Genomic DNA, 14,345 nt, shown 5'->3' on the forward strand with positions numbered 1-14,345 from the left:
CGGCAGCTTTACACCAACCCGTTGGCAATGCGTCAATTCTGACGCTTGTATCCCGCCGCTTGCGCGTTCAAATAGGGGAAGGCCGAACGCCCGCCTGCGTTGCATGTCTCAGCGTCCGCAGCGCATAATTGGCGAGGGTTTCATCAATTTCTCTGATGACATCAGGCGGTTACACGCGCCCTGTACGGTCCGGACCCGATAGACGATAAGGATGTAACCTTGGCTTACGAAAACAATGATGCCCCCAAAGACTGGCTGGAAGCCGAGTTGGAAGACACGCTGGACGAAGATTTCGAGATTGAGTTCAGCGAGCCCATGCTCTCGATGGAAGTCCGTAAGATCTATAAAGATCAGCACCCGGACATGCTGGATCGCAAAGTCTATTTCCGAAACCTGCTGCGACTGCAGGCTGAGCTGATCAGAGTTCAGGATTGGGTGCAACATACCGGGGCCAAGGTCTGTATCCTGTTCGAAGGCCGCGACAGCGCGGGCAAAGGGGGGGTGATCAAGCGCATCACCCAACGCCTGAACCCACGGGTGGCCCGCGTGGTCGCCCTGCCTGCGCCCAGCCGTCGTGAACAAAGCCAGTGGTATTTCCAGCGCTACGTTCCGCACCTGCCTGCGGCGGGTGAAATCGTTCTGTTCGACCGCTCCTGGTACAACCGCGCCGGGGTCGAGCGGGTGATGGGCTTCGCCAGCGAAGATCAGGTTGAACAGTTCTTTCAGGACGTTCCGGAATTTGAACGGATGCTGGTGCGCTCCGGGATCATCCTGCTGAAATACTGGTTCTCGATCACCGACGAGGAACAGCAGTTGCGATTCCTCATGCGTATTCACGACCCGATGAAGCAGTGGAAACTGTCGCCGATGGACCTGGAGTCGCGCATCCGCTGGGAGGCCTACACCAAGGCCAAAGAAGACATGCTCTTCCGCACCAACATCCCCGAGGCGCCGTGGTACATTGTCGAAGGCAATGACAAAAAACGCGAACGCCTGAACTGTATCGAGCATCTTCTGACCAAGATCCCCTATACCGATGTGCCGCAGGAAAAAGTCGATCTGCCGGACAGACGCTACAACCCGGAATACGAACGCCGCGTTTTGCCGGACGAGCTGCACGTGCCCAAGATCTACTGATCACAAACAAAAACGCCCCCGAATTCGGGGGCGTTTTCAGTTTGGAATGCCGGGAAAATCAGAACACGAAATACTCCTGTGACAGGTCCGACACCTGCGTATTCGCCAGGATCAGGCTGTTGCCGTTGCCGTCGTCGATCACCACATCGCTGCCGGACTGCGAAATGTGATTGTTCATCAGGTCGCTATAGCCCGTGATCGCGGCCGTGCCGCTGAGGTCGATGTAGTCGTCGCCGGAGAAATCGAGAACGGTGTCCGCCCCGGTGGTGAAGACGAACAGGTCTGAACCGGACCCGCCGGTCAGGTTGTCGTCGTCGCGGCCGCCATACAGAATGTCACTACCCGCTCCGCCAAAAAGGTCATCTTCGCCACGTTCGCCCCTCAGGACGTCATTGCCGTTGCCGGATTGAATTCGGTCGTTCTCGGTGCCGCCCAACATCAGGTCATTGCCGTTGCCGCCATGCAGCCTGTCGTTGCCCCGGCTGCCCTGGATAAAGTCGTTTCCGTCCGCGCCTCTCAGTAGGTCCGTTCCCTGACCACCGATCAGGGCGTCATCGCCGCCATAGCCGATCAACGTGTCATTGCCCGTGCCGCCGTGAAGGAAATCACCGCCGTTTGCGCCGGTCAGCGTGTCGTTACCACCGCGCCCTTCCAACGAGCCCGCCTGGTCGAGGTTGAGAGCGAACCAGTTGTCCCCATCATCGCCAACAGTGCCTGCGTTCACATATTCAGGCCCCGGTTCTACAGGGGCAGGCGCGGGTGCGGGCGCAGGCGCAGGTGCCGAGCCGCCGTTGTCCAGCACAACCGTACCGTTGGTGGCGGCAAAGTTCTGCGTCACGATCACGGCGTCCCAACCGTTGAAGTTGCCTTCTTCGATGCCCAGCCCGATATAACGGAAGTCGGGGTTAAGAATATTGGCACGGTGGCCGGGGCTGTCCATCAGGCTTTGATGCAGCTGAACGACGTCGTCGCTGGCGCCGCTGGCTCCGCGTTCGGATTGCCAGGCGATGTTCTCACCAGAGGCCCAGCTGCCTGAGAAATCGAAGCCCGCATCTCTCATCCGCTCGGTTGCGCTGGAGCCACCCTGACCGGTGTGGCTGAACGTGTTCGTCTGCAGCATCCATTCGCTATGGTCTTCGGCTGAGTCATTCAGCCTCTGTTCAAGCTGCAGGGGTTGAAGCCCCCGGCTTGTCCGCTCCTGGTTGATCAACGCAAGCATTTGCCGTTCTAGATCGCTAGCGATTGCCATGATTCTGCCTCCAGTGGATCGTGTTATTTTGGCGGGACATTAATGGCGAGACTTAGGCGAGATAAGGCCGCAAACCGGACAGGCCGGCCCGCTGAGCGAATTGTCACCGCCGATTTTACCCGTTTTGTGCAAGAAATCGCGCAGAATACCCTGCGCATATAGGCGGGGCACCGCCAAGGCGCCCCGCTGATTGTCTGTACGCTTAGGCGAAGTCCACCATGCAGACAGTGTCGATGGAGAAGAAGTTGACGAAATCGTCCTGCATCTCCGCGCCCATGTCCGATGTGATCTCGGTTTCGGCCGGGGTGTCTTCATCCATGTTCCAGGTCAGCATGAAATCATCCTCGACCTGAGTGGTCTCGGTTGCCGCGAAGTCGTTCAGCCTGATGTCGTCGACCAGAACCAGCAGTTCATTCACGAACTCTTCAATCGCCGCAAGAAACGCCTCGACGTCAAAACTATCGTTTGCCGGGGCTTCGGTAACGTCAGTGTCGGGTGTTTCGTCCGCCGGTTCCTCGGTCTCGGTGACGTCAGTGTCGGGTGTTTCCTCCGCCGGTTCCTCGGTTTCGGTGACGTCGGTATCGGGTATTTCGTCCACCGGTTCTTCGGTTTCGGTGACGTCGGTGTCGGGTGTTTTGTCCGTCGGTTCCTCGGTTTCGGTGACGTCGGTGTCGGGCGCTTCGTCCGCCGGTTCTTCGGTTTCGGTGACGTCGGTGTCGGGTGTTTCGTCCGCCGGTTCCTCGGTCTCGGTAACGTCAGTATCCGGTTCTTCCACCACTGGGTCTTCGGCAACAGGTTCTTCTACCGGAGGCATCGGCGCGGCACCGTTGTCCAGCACAACCGTCCCATCGGTGGTGGCAAAGTTCTGGGTCACCATGACGGCGTCCCAACCGTTGTAGTCGCCTTCTTCGATACCGATGCCGATATATTCGTAATCGGGGTTCAGGATATTGGCGCGGTGGCCCGGGCTGTTCATCAGGCTCTGGTGCAGCTGTTCGACATCATCGCTGATGCCCGGCGCGCCGCGTTCCGATTGCCAGGCGATGTTTTCACCCGACCGCCAGCTGCCGGAAAAGTCGAACCCGGCATCTTGCATCCGCTCGGTCGCGCTGGAACCGTTCGATCCGGTATGGCTGAACGTATCGGTGTTCAGCATCCAGGTGCTGTGATCCTCGGCCGAGTCATTCAGGCGGGTTTCCAGCTTCAGCGGGTTCAGCCCGCGGGATGTGCGCTCTTCGTTGATGAGCGCCAGCATTTCTTGCTCGAATGTACTTGCAGTCGACATTTTTGCCTCCGGTTTGAGTGGTCGTCTGTGCAGACGGGGCCAGTTACAGGGGGCACCGAGCGGTCGGACAGAGGAGGCGGGGATTCAGGCGAAATCCGGCAGGGGCGTGCTACCGATGCAAGATTCGTTGCGCTGCAACATGCCGGGCAAAATGTTGCTGAAACGGATTTGGCAGCTTGTCGCTTAGTGCGGTGACCGATTCGGCGAAATAAAACCGGTGCCTGAAACGACAAACCCCCGGGCAGGGCCTCGGGGGTCGTCAAATAGTGTCATCCAAAGCTGGACGAGCGAGGTTTTAGAGCAAACCTTCGCGCTGTGCTTTCTTACGTGCCAGTTTACGGGCACGACGGATCGCTTCAGCCTTCTCGCGCGCTTTTTTCTCGGACGGTTTCTCGAAATGTTGCTTCAGCTTCATTTCACGGAACACGCCTTCGCGCTGCAGCTTTTTCTTCAGGGCACGAAGCGCCTGATCGACGTTATTGTCGCGAACACTAACCTGCATGTGGTTGTCACCACCTTTCTAGATAGAGTTGCAAGGAAATTGCAGGAGTTGGCCGTATAGCAAAGCCGATGTATCTTGTCTAGTACTGGCCCCGAGAACCGGAGAACCGCCATGACCCTTACCTATGAAGATGCAAAACAACAGCTTTTGGACGCGATGCTGATCCATGTGCCGTTTGATGGCTGGTCCGAGGCCAGCTTTCGCGCCGCGATCACCGATTGCGATATGGATGAGGGTCTGGCGCGGGCAATCTGCCCGCGTGGGGCGGTCGATCTGGCGCTGGCCTTTCACGCGCGGGGTGATGCGGCGATGGTGGAACGCCTGAAATCCACCGACCTAAGCGAGATGAAGTTCCGCGACCGCGTGGCTGCCGGTGTCCGGTTCCGGCTTGAGGCTGTGCCCGACAAGGAACTGGTGCGCCGGGGGATGACGCTGTTTTCCCTGCCAACCCATGCGGCGGACGGGGCCAAGGCGCTGTGGCAGACCTGCGACCTAATCTGGGACACGCTGGGCGATACCTCGGACGATGTGAACTGGTACACCAAACGCGCGACCCTGTCGGGGGTATATTCCTCGACCTTGTTGTTCTGGCTGGGCGATGATTCTCCGGATCATGAAAAAACGTGGGAGTTTCTGGATCGCCGCATCGACAACGTCATGCAGTTCGAGAAGCTCAAAGCGCAGGTGAACGACAATCCGCTGTTCAAACCGTTCCTTGCGGTGCCGAACTGGTTCGCCAGCCAGGTGAAGCCACCGATGAAAATGCGCGCTGATCTGCCCGGGATGCTGAACCCGCGCAAGTAAGCATCTGGGCCTTCCGGAAATTGCCTGCTAGGCATTGGGCAAAGGAGGATTTGCCCATGACCCAGACGATGCGCGCCGTAGAAATCTCGCAGCCCGGCGGCCCGGATGTTCTGCAACTGATCGAACGCCCGATCCCCGAGCCGCAAAACGGCCAGGTGATCCTCAAGGTCGCTTATGCAGGGGTGAATCGCCCCGATGCGTTGCAACGGGCAGGGGCCTATGATCCGCCTCCGGGCGCCAGCGATCTGCCGGGGCTTGAGGCGTCGGGCGAAGTGGTTGCCGTAGGCACCGGGGTCGAAGGGCTTTCGGTCGGCGATCAGGTCTGCGCGCTGCTGCCCGGTGGCGGATATGCCGAATACGTAGCCACCCCCGCAGCACATTGTTTGCCGGTCCCCAAGGGCATGGGGATGAAAGAGGCTGCATGCCTGCCTGAGACCTTCTTTACCGTCTGGTCCAACGTCTTTATGCGCGGCGGGTTGAAGGCTGGTGAGCGGTTTCTGGTGCATGGTGGGTCCAGCGGCATTGGAACTACGGCGATCCAACTGGCCCATGCGTTTGGTGCCCGCGTCTTTGCCACTGCCGGATCGGACGAGAAATGCGAGGCCTGCGTCAAGCTGGGTGCCGAGCGGGCGATCAACTACCGGGATGAGGATTTCGTCGGCGTCATGCGGGCCGAAGGCGGCGCAAACCTGATTCTTGATATGGTGGGCGGCGATTATATCCCCCGCAACGTCAAAACGCTGGCCGAGGATGGCCGTCTGGTGCAGATCGCATTTCTGCAGGGGCCGAAGGTCGAGCTGAACTTTGCCCTGATGATGGTCAAACGCCTGACCCTGACCGGCAGCACCCTGCGGCCGCAAAGCGATCTGGCCAAGGCGAAAATCGCTCAGGAACTGCGCGAAGCGGTCTGGCCGTTGCTGGAGGCCGGGAAGGTAGCCCCCGTCATGGACAGCGAGTTCGATCTGGCAGAGGCCTCAGCGGCGCACGCGCGGATGGAAAGCTCGGGCCATATCGGCAAGATCGTCCTGAAGGTCGCGGGTTAACCGGGCTGCGCGGGCTTGTCCCGCGCGCCTTCCGTCAGGCCACCGCGCGGCGATACAGGTGCCATGTGGCGTGACCCAGAACCGGCATCACCACGATCAGTCCCAACATCATCGGGATTGCGCCAAGGACCAACAGGGCAGCGACGATGAAGCCCCATGCCAGAATCACTCCGGGATTGTGGCGCAGCACCCGAACCGAGGTCACAACCGCCACCGGCAGCCCCACTTTGCGATCCAGCAGCAGCGGAAAGCTGACCACGCTGATTGCCAGCGCGACCAGTGCAAACAGGAATCCGACCGCGTTGCCGAAGATGATCATCGTCCAGCCCGCGCCGGTGGTGAAGACCTGCGTAACAAAGGCGCCGATTGATGTGGGCAGGTCGGGGCCCAGCGTGTGGACATAGATGCTCTGCGCGACCATCAGCCAGATCAGCAGCCACATGACCAGATAAAAGCCCAGCATCAGGATTGCGCCGAAAGATGGCGACTGGAATACGCCGAAGGCGTCCAGCCAATGGACCTCGCCCCCCTGTTCGCGTTTGCGGCTGATTTCGTACAGGCCAACCGCGGCGATCGGACCAATCAGGGCAAACCCCAGAATCAGCGGTGCCAGTAACGGCACCATGTTGCGATTCAGTCCGAACCCGAACATCAGCAACCCCGCGATGGGGTAGATCAGCACGATGAATATGGCATCGGCCCGTGTCTCCAGAAAATCGTTGTATCCCGCCCTCAGACAGGCGCGCAGGTCCTGCATCGTCAAGGTCTGTACCTTTGGCAGATGCCGTGTATCCGCGCTGCCGATACGGTTCACGCTTTCAGCAATATGATCGCCGGTCGCCCCGATGTGCTGGGCGGCCCAGCTGATCGGATTTCCAATCGTTTTGGCCATCGTCATCCCCTCCCTTTGCGTAACTGCGCAGCAGGGTGATTCCGGCATCGGTTGCCCGTGGCCGGACCAGCCGGCAACGCCTGAACCCAGTATAGCACATTTTTTCGCGTTGCGGTTGCGTGGCGCGGAATCGTGCCGATTGCCCTTATTTTCAGGCGTGTTAGCTTGGGTTCAGGCAACAGGAGGTGAGCATGCAGCAAACGGCAAGAACGGTCGTCATCAAAAAACATGGCGGCCCTGAAGTTCTGAAGATTGAAGATCGAGTTTTTGGCAACCCCGGACCTGGAGAAGTTCGCATCCTCCAACGCGCCTGCGGATTGAATTTCATAGATGTCTACCAGCGCACGGGGCTGTATCCGATGGAACTGCCGCACGCTTTGGGCATGGAAGCTTCAGGTGTGGTTGACGCCGTCGGTGAAGGCGTCACGCATCTGGAATACGGTCAGCGCGTTGCGTATGCCGCAGCACCGCCCGGTGCTTATACCGAGGCACGTGTTATGCCCGCCGCGCAGGTTTGCCCTCTGCCCGATGGGATTCCTTATGATGTGGCGGCGGCGATGATGCTCAAGGGGATGACGGTGGAATACCTGTTTCACCGCACCACGCCGCTGAAACGCGGGGATACAGTGCTGTTTCACGCGGCGGCGGGGGGTGTGGGGCTGATTGCCTGCCAATGGGCCAAGTCCGAGGGGATCACCCTGATCGGCACCGCCGGAACCGATGAAAAATGCAGTCTGGCGCAGTTCAACGGCGCCGCCCATTGCATCAATTACCGCACCGAAAACTTTGCCGAACGCGTGGCCGAGATCACCGGCGGCCAGGGGGTGGATGTGGTGATGGACTCGATCGGGGCGGATACGTTCACCGGGTCGCTGGACAGCCTCAAGCCACTGGGGATGATGATTTCCTTCGGCAACGCTTCGGGGCCGGTGCCGTTGATGGATATCGGGATGCTGGCCAAGAAGGGTTCGCTAAAGATCACACGCCCGACCCTGTTCACCCATATATCCGATCACGCGGTCTGTCAGGCGATGGCCCGGCGTCTGTTCGGCAAGGTCGAGGGCGGAGAGGTCAAAATCCATATCGATCAGCGTTACCCGCTGGATCAGGTCGCCGACGCCCACCGCGCACTTGAGGCCCGGCAGACCACCGGCAGCACGGTTTTGGAGCTCTGACACACAGAACCCGGCCCACGGGGGCCGGGTCCAACGCTTACCTTTCGTCCGTTCAGAACCGATAGGCCGCGCGCACCTGAAGGGTGGTTGCGTCCACGTCGATGCCGGTACGGTCGAAATTGCTGAATTCGTGATAGAGGATCTCGCCACCTACGCTGATGTTCGGGGCGACGATCTGTTCGTAGCCGGCCCCGATGAACCAGCCGTCCTCGCTGCCCAGATTGTCGGTTCCGGCTTCGGCAAAGCCGCCGATACCGTAAAGCAATCCGGTAGAGGTCACCTTGTAGCCCGCGCGTGCCTTGACGCGCCAGACATCCTCGACCTTGACGCCGGGGGCCAGTCCGATACTCGCCCAGTCATAGTCGAAACCAAGGCCGACAACCCAATCGCTCAGGTCGTAGTCATAGCCCAGGATGATACCGCCGATCGCACCGTCGCCTTCCACGCCCGAGATATTGGTGTCGATATCGGCGTAACCGAACTGCAAACCACCGTAGAAGCCGGTCCAGTTGCCCGAGGACTGCGCCGCAGCTGCACCTGCGGACAAGGCCGCGATCGTTGAGACGAGAAGAAACGTACCTTTCATGTTATATCCTTTCATCGGAAATGGCCTGCAGCAAATCCGCGCTGCCTGTTTGTCTTTATTGATCACTACGGCCCGGTCTCACGACCGGATCACAGTTTGTTCAATTATTCCGACCCAAAAAAGATGCACCGCATTCGTAACCTGCGGCATCACCGGCCCGTTGAAACCGGGCGCGTCCCTTCCTTTAAATGTAGGTCCCAAAAATGGCTGTTTCAAATGACAATCGGCGGCAGAGTGATCCGCCGCCGATCTGACTGGTTCTGTCAGCAGTTTATTGCTGCAATTCTGCCGGAGATTTGTCGGCAATGGTTTGCCAGTTGGTGCTGGCCTGCTCGATAAAGCCGGGGATGTCGCCTTCCCAGCGTTCCTGAATGTCCTGCGACAGGTTCAGGTACAGCTTGTTGTCGACGATTTTCCAATAGGTCGGGTCGCCGTCAAACTTGAAGCCCATCGCGGCACCAAAGGCGCAGTAGCCACCATAGGCAGGCAGGTAGGCTTCGGGGTTTTCTTCGAACGCGACTTTGTTTTCCTCAGTGGCAAAGCGGTACAGCGCGTCATTGTGCAGCGTGGTGATGCGGTAATCGCCTTTGGTCGGCTGACCTTCGGTGAAATAGGCAACCGGGTCGTAGCCCTGCAGCGCCAGACCGGTCGAGCTTGCGTTCAGCTCAACGCCTGCGGCCAGGGCCGAGCTTGCGATTGCAACGGACAGCGCGACGCCGCCAATGATGGATTTGATCTTGTTCATTGTTTTCACCTTTCGTGAAACGGGTGGTCCGGCGGCGCCGAAATTGCGCCAGGACACCTCTTGGGATTTTTGTCCGTGCGACCGGTAATTGGCCGTCACGCAACCGAAGTGGGCAATCCCGCCATCACGTTCAAAACAATCAATCGTGAATGTGCGGCGACGAAGGGGCGCTGTTCAAAATTGCGCATTTCCGCCTCAGGTGTCGGGCTCGAACGCAACCACGAAAGCTATGACTTTCTCGGCGGGCATCTCGCAGGGGCGTAACAACGCGCCACTGCTGTCGGTCAGGTAGAGGTTCAGGCTGATGTAATCGCCGCCGCCCAATTCATGCGCAACCAGCTTATGGGATTTACCGCCAGCCAATTCCGTCCGACTGACGATATACCGCCTGCCTTGGCTCTGCCCGATGGACGAGCCAAGTGGGATGGCAAAAAACGCGGATAGAAATTCGTCCGGGGCGATCAAGACTGGCCGATTTTGGGTTCGGTCCCGGCCTTGATCCGCGCCAGGTTCGCGCTGTGGCGCCAATAGACCAGCATGGTCAGGATGATGCCCAGGAAAAAGGTCGAACCATCCGTCAGCAGCAACACCCAGAGGGTCGACGTTGCCGCGGCGACCAACGCGCCCAGCGAGGAAATCCGCCAGATCGCGGCGGCGACCAGCCAGCTCAGGCAGCAGGCCACTCCCACGCGCCAGTCCAGCGCCAGCCACAGGCCCAGAAAGGTGGCCACGCCCTTGCCGCCCTTGAACCCCAGCCAAACCGGGAAACAATGGCCCAGAAACGCGGTCAGGGCGGCGATCTGGGCGGCGTCCTCTCCGGCCAGTGCGCGGGCCAGCAATACGGCGACCGCACCCTTGGCGGCATCAAAAACCAGTGTCAGCGCGGCGGCGGCCTTGTTGCCGGTGCGCAAGACATTGGTAGCCCCGATATTGCCCGATCCGATATTGCGCAGATTGCCCAGCCCCATGACCTTGGCAATGATCATGCCGAACGGGATCGACCCCATCAGATACCCAATCGCGGCCCAGAGGATCAGCTGGGTCATCGTGCTGTCGAGTAGGGGCATCAGGATCTCCGGTAAACTTCTTGGCCTGCTACATAAGTTGCGGTGACCTTACCCTGCAACCGCTGGCCGTCAAACGGAGTGTTCTGCGATTTCGATTTTAATGAAAACCGGTCCAGCACAAAGGGCACATCCGGGTCGAACAGCACCAGATCTGCGGGGGCGCCCTCGGCCAGACGGCCGGCGTCCAGCCCCAGCCGTTTTGCAGGGTTCAGCGCCATGGCGCGGAACAGGGTGGGCAGGTCCAGCTGGTCCGAGTGATACAGCCGCAGCGCCGCAGGCAGCAGCGTTTCCAGCGCCACCGCGCCCGAGGCCGCCTCTTCAAACGGCAGGCGTTTGCTTTCCTCGTCCTGCGGCGTGTGCATCGAGCTGATGATGTCGATCAGGCCGGACCGCACTGCGTCGATTACCGCTTGCCGGTCGTCTTCCGACCGCAGCGGCGGTTTGACCTTGAAGAAGGTGCGATAGTCGGCGACGTCCAGCTCATTCAGCGTCAGATGGTGGATCGAGGTTCCGGCGGTTATGTCCAGCCCGTTGCGCTTGGCGCGCTCCAACGCGGGCAGGGCGCGGGCGGTGGTGATCTGGTCGGCGTGATAGGCAGCACCGGTCATTTCCAGCAGCGCGATGTCGCGGTCCAGCCCCATGCGTTCCGCCATTGGTGACACCGCAGGCAGACCCCGCAGGGCCGCGAATTTGCCGCTGGTGGCCGCCGCGCCATTGCTGAGGCCCGGTTCCTGCGGGTGGGCGATGACCAGCGCACCGCAGGACCGTGCATAAGTCAGCGCGCGGGAAAACACCTTGGTATTGGCGATGACGTGATCGCAATCGGTGAAGGCGACGGCCCCGGCATCCTGCAGAAAGCCGATCTCGGTCATCTCGCGCCCTTCGCGGTTCTTGGTCAGGGCGGCCATGGGCAGCACGTTCACCGGCGCATCCGCCTGCGCCCGCCGGGTGGCGAATTCCAGCGTTTCAGGCGTGTCCACGGCAGGCAGCGTATCGGGGCGGGTGACGATGGTGGTCACCCCTCCGGCAGCGGCGGCCAAACCGGCGGACTTGTAGCTTTCCTTGTGGCGTTCGCCCGGCTCGCAAACCTTGACGCCGATATCAACGATCCCGGGGGCCAGACAGTGGCCGCCGCAATCAACGACCTGTGCGTCCAATGCCGGGGCGTCGCCTTCACCGCGCGCGGCAATCCGGCCTTCGGCCACCTGCAGCCAGCCGATGCTGTCCGTGCCGGATTCTGGGTCGATCAGGCGGGCGTTGGTAAAGATCAGGTTGCTCATGCCATGGCCCTTTCGATTGCGGCTTTGGTGGCGGCCGGGTCCGCCTGGTATTTGATTAGGTGCTTGTCGCCGCCCTTGGTGACAATCTGGACAAAGCTGCCAATGGTGTTGACCGCCTGTATCTGGTTCAGCGCCACTTTGCGCGGACCGGGGCCGGTGAGCGTGGTGTCGGTCATCTCCCACGTGGCGACCAGCTCTTCGGAGGCCAGGTACCACGCGCGAATGCCGATGGCCGCAAGGCCTGCGGGCGCGCCGGTCCAGGGATAGGGGTTGCCGATCAGCCAGAGAATGATCATCGCGGCGGCCATCGCGAAGGCGGCCAGCCATGCGTTGGTGCGGATATAGGCGCCTTTGTCGGGGGCGAAGGTCACAGGATCAGCCACAGGGCACCTCCGATAGCCAGTAGGATAGCCAGCGCCAGAATGGCCGAGCCGATGCGGCGGGGCCGGTCATCTTGTGGCACTGCTTGCGGCGCCGAGAACGGCTTGGCGCTTTCGGTTTCAATCGGGCCGCCGGTCCAGTTGGTGGCCTCTTCGGTGTAAAGACCGGCCAGATGCAGCCTCGGGTCCGGCGTCAGCGTTGCTGCGCGGTCGCCAAAGGCGGCGCTGCGCACGACCATGACCCAGCCTTCGATAGCCTCCAGCGCGGCGCGATCCAGCTGATCGGCCGAGACGCCGCAGCCTTCGTTCAGATAGCCATAAAGCCCAAGGTCTTCGAGGTCCGAGACCGGAAAGACGTCGATCTGGCCCGGGTCAAGCCCTACCACCCCCAGAGCCTGATCGGCAGCGCCCGGTTCGCGCAGGAACTTTGCCTCTTCCGGGCGCATATCCAGCGTGAACAGGCGGATCACGCCGCGTTCATGGGGGGCGATGGTCAGATCGCTCATGCGGCGTCTCGCAGGTTGCGGGCCAGCAATTCCATCGCGGCCATGCGGACGGCAACGCCCATCTCGACCTGTTCCTGAATGACGGACCGGTTGATGTCGTCAGCCAGAGTCCCGTCGATCTCGACACCGCGGTTCATCGGGCCGGGATGCATGACGATGGCGTCGGGTTTGGCCAGCGCCAGTTTGGCGGCGTCCAGACCGTAGCGGTGATAATATTCGCGTTCTGAGGGGATAAAGCCGCCGTCCATCCGCTCTTTCTGAAGTCGCAGCATCATCACGACGTCGACGTCCTTCAGGCCCTCGTTCATGTCGTCATAGATCTCGGCGCCGAAGTCGGCGAACTGGCCCGGCACCAGCGTCGGCGGCCCGATCAGGCGAATGCGGTTTTCCATCTTGCCCAGCAGGATCAGGTTCGAACGTGCCACGCGGGAATGGGCGACATCTCCGCAAATGGCAATGTTCAGGCGGTGCAAACGACCCTTGGCGCGGCGGATGGTCAGTGCGTCCAGCAGGGCTTGCGTCGGGTGTTCGTGCCGCCCGTCGCCTGCGTTCAGCACGGCGCAGTTCACTTTCTGCGCCAGCAGGTCGACCGCGCCGGAATGCGGATGCCGAACCACCAGAAGATCGGGGTGCATCGCGTTCAGCGTCATTGCGGTGTCGATCAGGGTCTCGCCCTTTTTGATCGAGCTGGCCTGCATCGCCATGTTCATCACATCCGCGCCCAGCCGCTTGCCCGCCAGTTCGAAACTGGCCTGCGTCCGGGTCGAGTTTTCAAAGAACATGTTGATCTGCGTCAGCCCCGACAGCACGTCGGAATGCTTGGTCGACTGGCGGTTCATGTCGACATATTTCTCGGCCAGATCGAGGATGGCGGTGATATCGGACTGCGACAGATGCTCGATGCCAAGAAGGTGACGATGGGCGAAACGCATGGGCGGGCTCCTGTCTGACAATCGAGCCGCTTATAGAAAGCCCCGCGCGCGAGGGCAACCTAAGGTTCAGACCCTTCGGGCAGTTTCTCGCATCCGCCTTCGGGCAAACACTGCTCACCGGGTTTGCACCACTTGCCATAACCGCAATCGACCGCCTTGACCGGGACACAGCCCTGGTGCTCGGAACATTTGAAGCCGGGGCGACATTGCGAGTCGGTTTCTTCGCACAAGAACCAGCCGGGCCGCGAGCATCCGCCGCCCGGCAGGCAGGACGTGCCCGCTGCGCAGGACTGGCCGTCGTCGCATAGCGAGGGCAACCCTTCGATTGCGGTATTCGGGTCAAACTCGGGTGAGGTCCGCTCGCATTCGCCGCGCGCGTTACAGAAGGTGCCTCCGGGGCAATCCAGCCGCGAATAACATTTGTTGGCCCCCGCAGGGGCGCAGCGGGTGCCCCCGGCCACGCAGCGTTCGAAAGGTCCGCAGGTGCGCCCGCCGCCGCAATAGGTGCCGCCCAGGGGGATGCAGTGGCCGTCAAAGCTGCATCTTTGTCCGCCCGAACAGCAGCGGGTGCCGCATTGGAACTGACCGGGGCGGCATTGGCCGTTGCGGTCGAAAAGCTGTGCAAAGGACGGACCGCTGAGCCGGATCAGCAGCAGGGAAATCAAAAGGAATCGCAACAGGACCATCATGAATGCCGCAATGGTCGGTGCGATGAACGGTCCGATCAAGGCCTATTCGCTTTCCCTCGATCAAAAGCTGGTT

General features: G+C 60.7%; 17 protein-coding genes. 4 read left to right on the forward strand and 13 right to left on the reverse strand.

The window, feature by feature from the left end; genetic code table 11:
- Nucleotides 1-219 precede the first annotated feature (219 nt).
- Nucleotides 220-1,137 carry a polyphosphate kinase 2 gene (ppk2, locus tag GOX63_RS14990; protein ID WP_170327258.1) on the forward strand — a complete coding sequence of 306 codons (918 nt, stop codon included), beginning with the start codon at nucleotides 220-222 and terminating at the stop codon, nucleotides 1,135-1,137.
- Nucleotides 1,138-1,195: 58 nt separating this feature from the next.
- Here ppk2 and GOX63_RS24005 read toward each other — a convergent pair whose 3' ends face one another.
- The 3 genes from GOX63_RS24005 to rpsU all read right to left on the reverse strand — a co-directional run bounded on the left by GOX63_RS24005 (nucleotide 1,196) and on the right by rpsU (nucleotide 4,173).
- Entirely contained in the window at nucleotides 1,196-2,386 is a 1,191-nt protein-coding gene (locus GOX63_RS24005; RefSeq protein ID WP_170546266.1) for a CAP domain-containing protein, read from the reverse strand.
- 202 nt (nucleotides 2,387-2,588) lie between these two features.
- Entirely contained in the window at nucleotides 2,589-3,671 is a 1,083-nt protein-coding gene (locus tag GOX63_RS15000; RefSeq protein WP_170546268.1) for a CAP domain-containing protein, read from the reverse strand.
- A 295-nt stretch (nucleotides 3,672-3,966) separates the two neighbouring features.
- Nucleotides 3,967-4,173 (reverse strand): 30S ribosomal protein S21, encoded by a 207-nt coding sequence (rpsU, locus tag GOX63_RS15005; RefSeq protein WP_005614280.1) that lies wholly within the window; start codon nucleotides 4,171-4,173, stop codon nucleotides 3,967-3,969.
- 111 nt (nucleotides 4,174-4,284) lie between these two features.
- Between rpsU and GOX63_RS15010 the strand changes: the two genes are divergently transcribed.
- Nucleotides 4,285-4,977 carry a COQ9 family protein gene (locus tag GOX63_RS15010; RefSeq protein ID WP_170327255.1) on the forward strand — a complete coding sequence of 231 codons (693 nt, stop codon included), beginning with the start codon at nucleotides 4,285-4,287 and terminating at the stop codon, nucleotides 4,975-4,977.
- Between the two features lie 56 nt (nucleotides 4,978-5,033).
- A complete protein-coding gene (locus GOX63_RS15015; RefSeq protein WP_170327254.1) occupies nucleotides 5,034-6,020 on the forward strand; it encodes an NAD(P)H-quinone oxidoreductase in 987 nt (328 codons plus the stop codon).
- Nucleotides 6,021-6,054: 34 nt separating this feature from the next.
- Here GOX63_RS15015 and GOX63_RS15020 read toward each other — a convergent pair whose 3' ends face one another.
- Complete coding sequence (locus GOX63_RS15020) at nucleotides 6,055-6,912, reverse strand: DUF2189 domain-containing protein (protein ID WP_170327253.1); 858 nt, start codon at nucleotides 6,910-6,912, stop codon at nucleotides 6,055-6,057.
- A gap of 191 nt (nucleotides 6,913-7,103) precedes the next feature.
- On the opposite strand from GOX63_RS15020, the gene GOX63_RS15025 reads away from it, so the two are divergent.
- The gene (locus tag GOX63_RS15025) at nucleotides 7,104-8,087 is read left to right on the forward strand and encodes a quinone oxidoreductase family protein (RefSeq protein WP_170327252.1); all 984 of its coding nucleotides are present in this window, start codon (nucleotides 7,104-7,106) and stop codon (nucleotides 8,085-8,087) included.
- A 52-nt stretch (nucleotides 8,088-8,139) separates the two neighbouring features.
- Here GOX63_RS15025 and GOX63_RS15030 read toward each other — a convergent pair whose 3' ends face one another.
- From GOX63_RS15030 to GOX63_RS15070, 9 genes are all read right to left on the reverse strand, one after another.
- Complete coding sequence (locus tag GOX63_RS15030) at nucleotides 8,140-8,673, reverse strand: outer membrane protein (protein ID WP_254435976.1); 534 nt, start codon at nucleotides 8,671-8,673, stop codon at nucleotides 8,140-8,142.
- Between the two features lie 271 nt (nucleotides 8,674-8,944).
- Nucleotides 8,945-9,418, reverse strand: coding sequence for a YHS domain-containing (seleno)protein (locus GOX63_RS15035; protein ID WP_170327250.1), 474 nt, complete (start codon nucleotides 9,416-9,418; stop codon nucleotides 8,945-8,947).
- Between the two features lie 195 nt (nucleotides 9,419-9,613).
- Nucleotides 9,614-9,883 (reverse strand): hypothetical protein, encoded by a 270-nt coding sequence (locus GOX63_RS15040; protein ID WP_170327249.1) that lies wholly within the window; start codon nucleotides 9,881-9,883, stop codon nucleotides 9,614-9,616.
- Nucleotides 9,880-10,485, reverse strand: coding sequence for a glycerol-3-phosphate 1-O-acyltransferase PlsY (gene plsY, locus GOX63_RS15045; protein WP_170327248.1), 606 nt, complete (start codon nucleotides 10,483-10,485; stop codon nucleotides 9,880-9,882). Before plsY ends, GOX63_RS15040 begins: the two co-directional genes overlap by 4 nt.
- A complete protein-coding gene (pyrC, locus tag GOX63_RS15050) occupies nucleotides 10,485-11,765 on the reverse strand; it encodes a dihydroorotase (RefSeq protein ID WP_170327247.1) in 1,281 nt (426 codons plus the stop codon). The genes plsY and pyrC overlap by 1 nt, the downstream gene beginning before the upstream one ends.
- Complete coding sequence (locus GOX63_RS15055) at nucleotides 11,762-12,148, reverse strand: hypothetical protein (protein WP_367646735.1); 387 nt, start codon at nucleotides 12,146-12,148, stop codon at nucleotides 11,762-11,764. The genes pyrC and GOX63_RS15055 overlap by 4 nt, the downstream gene beginning before the upstream one ends.
- Nucleotides 12,133-12,651 carry a hypothetical protein gene (locus GOX63_RS15060; RefSeq protein WP_170327246.1) on the reverse strand — a complete coding sequence of 173 codons (519 nt, stop codon included), beginning with the start codon at nucleotides 12,649-12,651 and terminating at the stop codon, nucleotides 12,133-12,135. The genes GOX63_RS15055 and GOX63_RS15060 overlap by 16 nt, the downstream gene beginning before the upstream one ends.
- Nucleotides 12,648-13,583, reverse strand: coding sequence for an aspartate carbamoyltransferase catalytic subunit (locus GOX63_RS15065; protein WP_170327245.1), 936 nt, complete (start codon nucleotides 13,581-13,583; stop codon nucleotides 12,648-12,650). Before GOX63_RS15065 ends, GOX63_RS15060 begins: the two co-directional genes overlap by 4 nt.
- Before the next feature lie 59 nt (nucleotides 13,584-13,642).
- On the reverse strand, nucleotides 13,643-14,272 hold the full coding sequence (locus tag GOX63_RS15070) for a scavenger receptor class F, member 2 (RefSeq protein ID WP_170546271.1): 630 nt from the start codon (nucleotides 14,270-14,272) through the stop codon (nucleotides 13,643-13,645).
- Nucleotides 14,273-14,345 lie beyond the last annotated feature (73 nt).

The organism is Ruegeria arenilitoris (assembly GCF_013031355.1).
Classification (GTDB): Bacteria; Pseudomonadota; Alphaproteobacteria; order Rhodobacterales; family Rhodobacteraceae; genus Ruegeria; species Ruegeria arenilitoris_C.

Excerpts from the sequence above, each read along its gene's own strand:
- GOX63_RS24005 (WP_170546266.1), bottom strand. The coding sequence starts at position 2,386 with ATGGCAATCGCTAGCGATCTAGAACGGCAAATGCTTGCGTTGATCAAC.
- GOX63_RS15000 (WP_170546268.1), bottom strand. The coding sequence starts at position 3,671 with ATGTCGACTGCAAGTACATTCGAGCAAGAAATGCTGGCGCTCATCAAC.
- rpsU (WP_005614280.1), bottom strand. The coding sequence starts at position 4,173 with ATGCAGGTTAGTGTTCGCGACAATAACGTCGATCAGGCGCTTCGTGCC.
- GOX63_RS15010 (WP_170327255.1), top strand. The coding sequence starts at position 4,285 with ATGACCCTTACCTATGAAGATGCAAAACAACAGCTTTTGGACGCGATG.
- GOX63_RS15015 (WP_170327254.1), top strand. The coding sequence starts at position 5,034 with ATGACCCAGACGATGCGCGCCGTAGAAATCTCGCAGCCCGGCGGCCCG.
- GOX63_RS15020 (WP_170327253.1), bottom strand. The coding sequence starts at position 6,912 with ATGGCCAAAACGATTGGAAATCCGATCAGCTGGGCCGCCCAGCACATC.
- GOX63_RS15025 (WP_170327252.1), top strand. The coding sequence starts at position 7,104 with ATGCAGCAAACGGCAAGAACGGTCGTCATCAAAAAACATGGCGGCCCT.
- GOX63_RS15030 (WP_254435976.1), bottom strand. The coding sequence starts at position 8,673 with ATGAAAGGTACGTTTCTTCTCGTCTCAACGATCGCGGCCTTGTCCGCA.
- GOX63_RS15035 (WP_170327250.1), bottom strand. The coding sequence starts at position 9,418 with ATGAACAAGATCAAATCCATCATTGGCGGCGTCGCGCTGTCCGTTGCA.
- plsY (WP_170327248.1), bottom strand. The coding sequence starts at position 10,485 with ATGCCCCTACTCGACAGCACGATGACCCAGCTGATCCTCTGGGCCGCG.
- pyrC (WP_170327247.1), bottom strand. The coding sequence starts at position 11,765 with ATGAGCAACCTGATCTTTACCAACGCCCGCCTGATCGACCCAGAATCC.
- GOX63_RS15060 (WP_170327246.1), bottom strand. The coding sequence starts at position 12,651 with ATGAGCGATCTGACCATCGCCCCCCATGAACGCGGCGTGATCCGCCTG.
- GOX63_RS15065 (WP_170327245.1), bottom strand. The coding sequence starts at position 13,583 with ATGCGTTTCGCCCATCGTCACCTTCTTGGCATCGAGCATCTGTCGCAG.
- GOX63_RS15070 (WP_170546271.1), bottom strand. The coding sequence starts at position 14,272 with ATGATGGTCCTGTTGCGATTCCTTTTGATTTCCCTGCTGCTGATCCGG.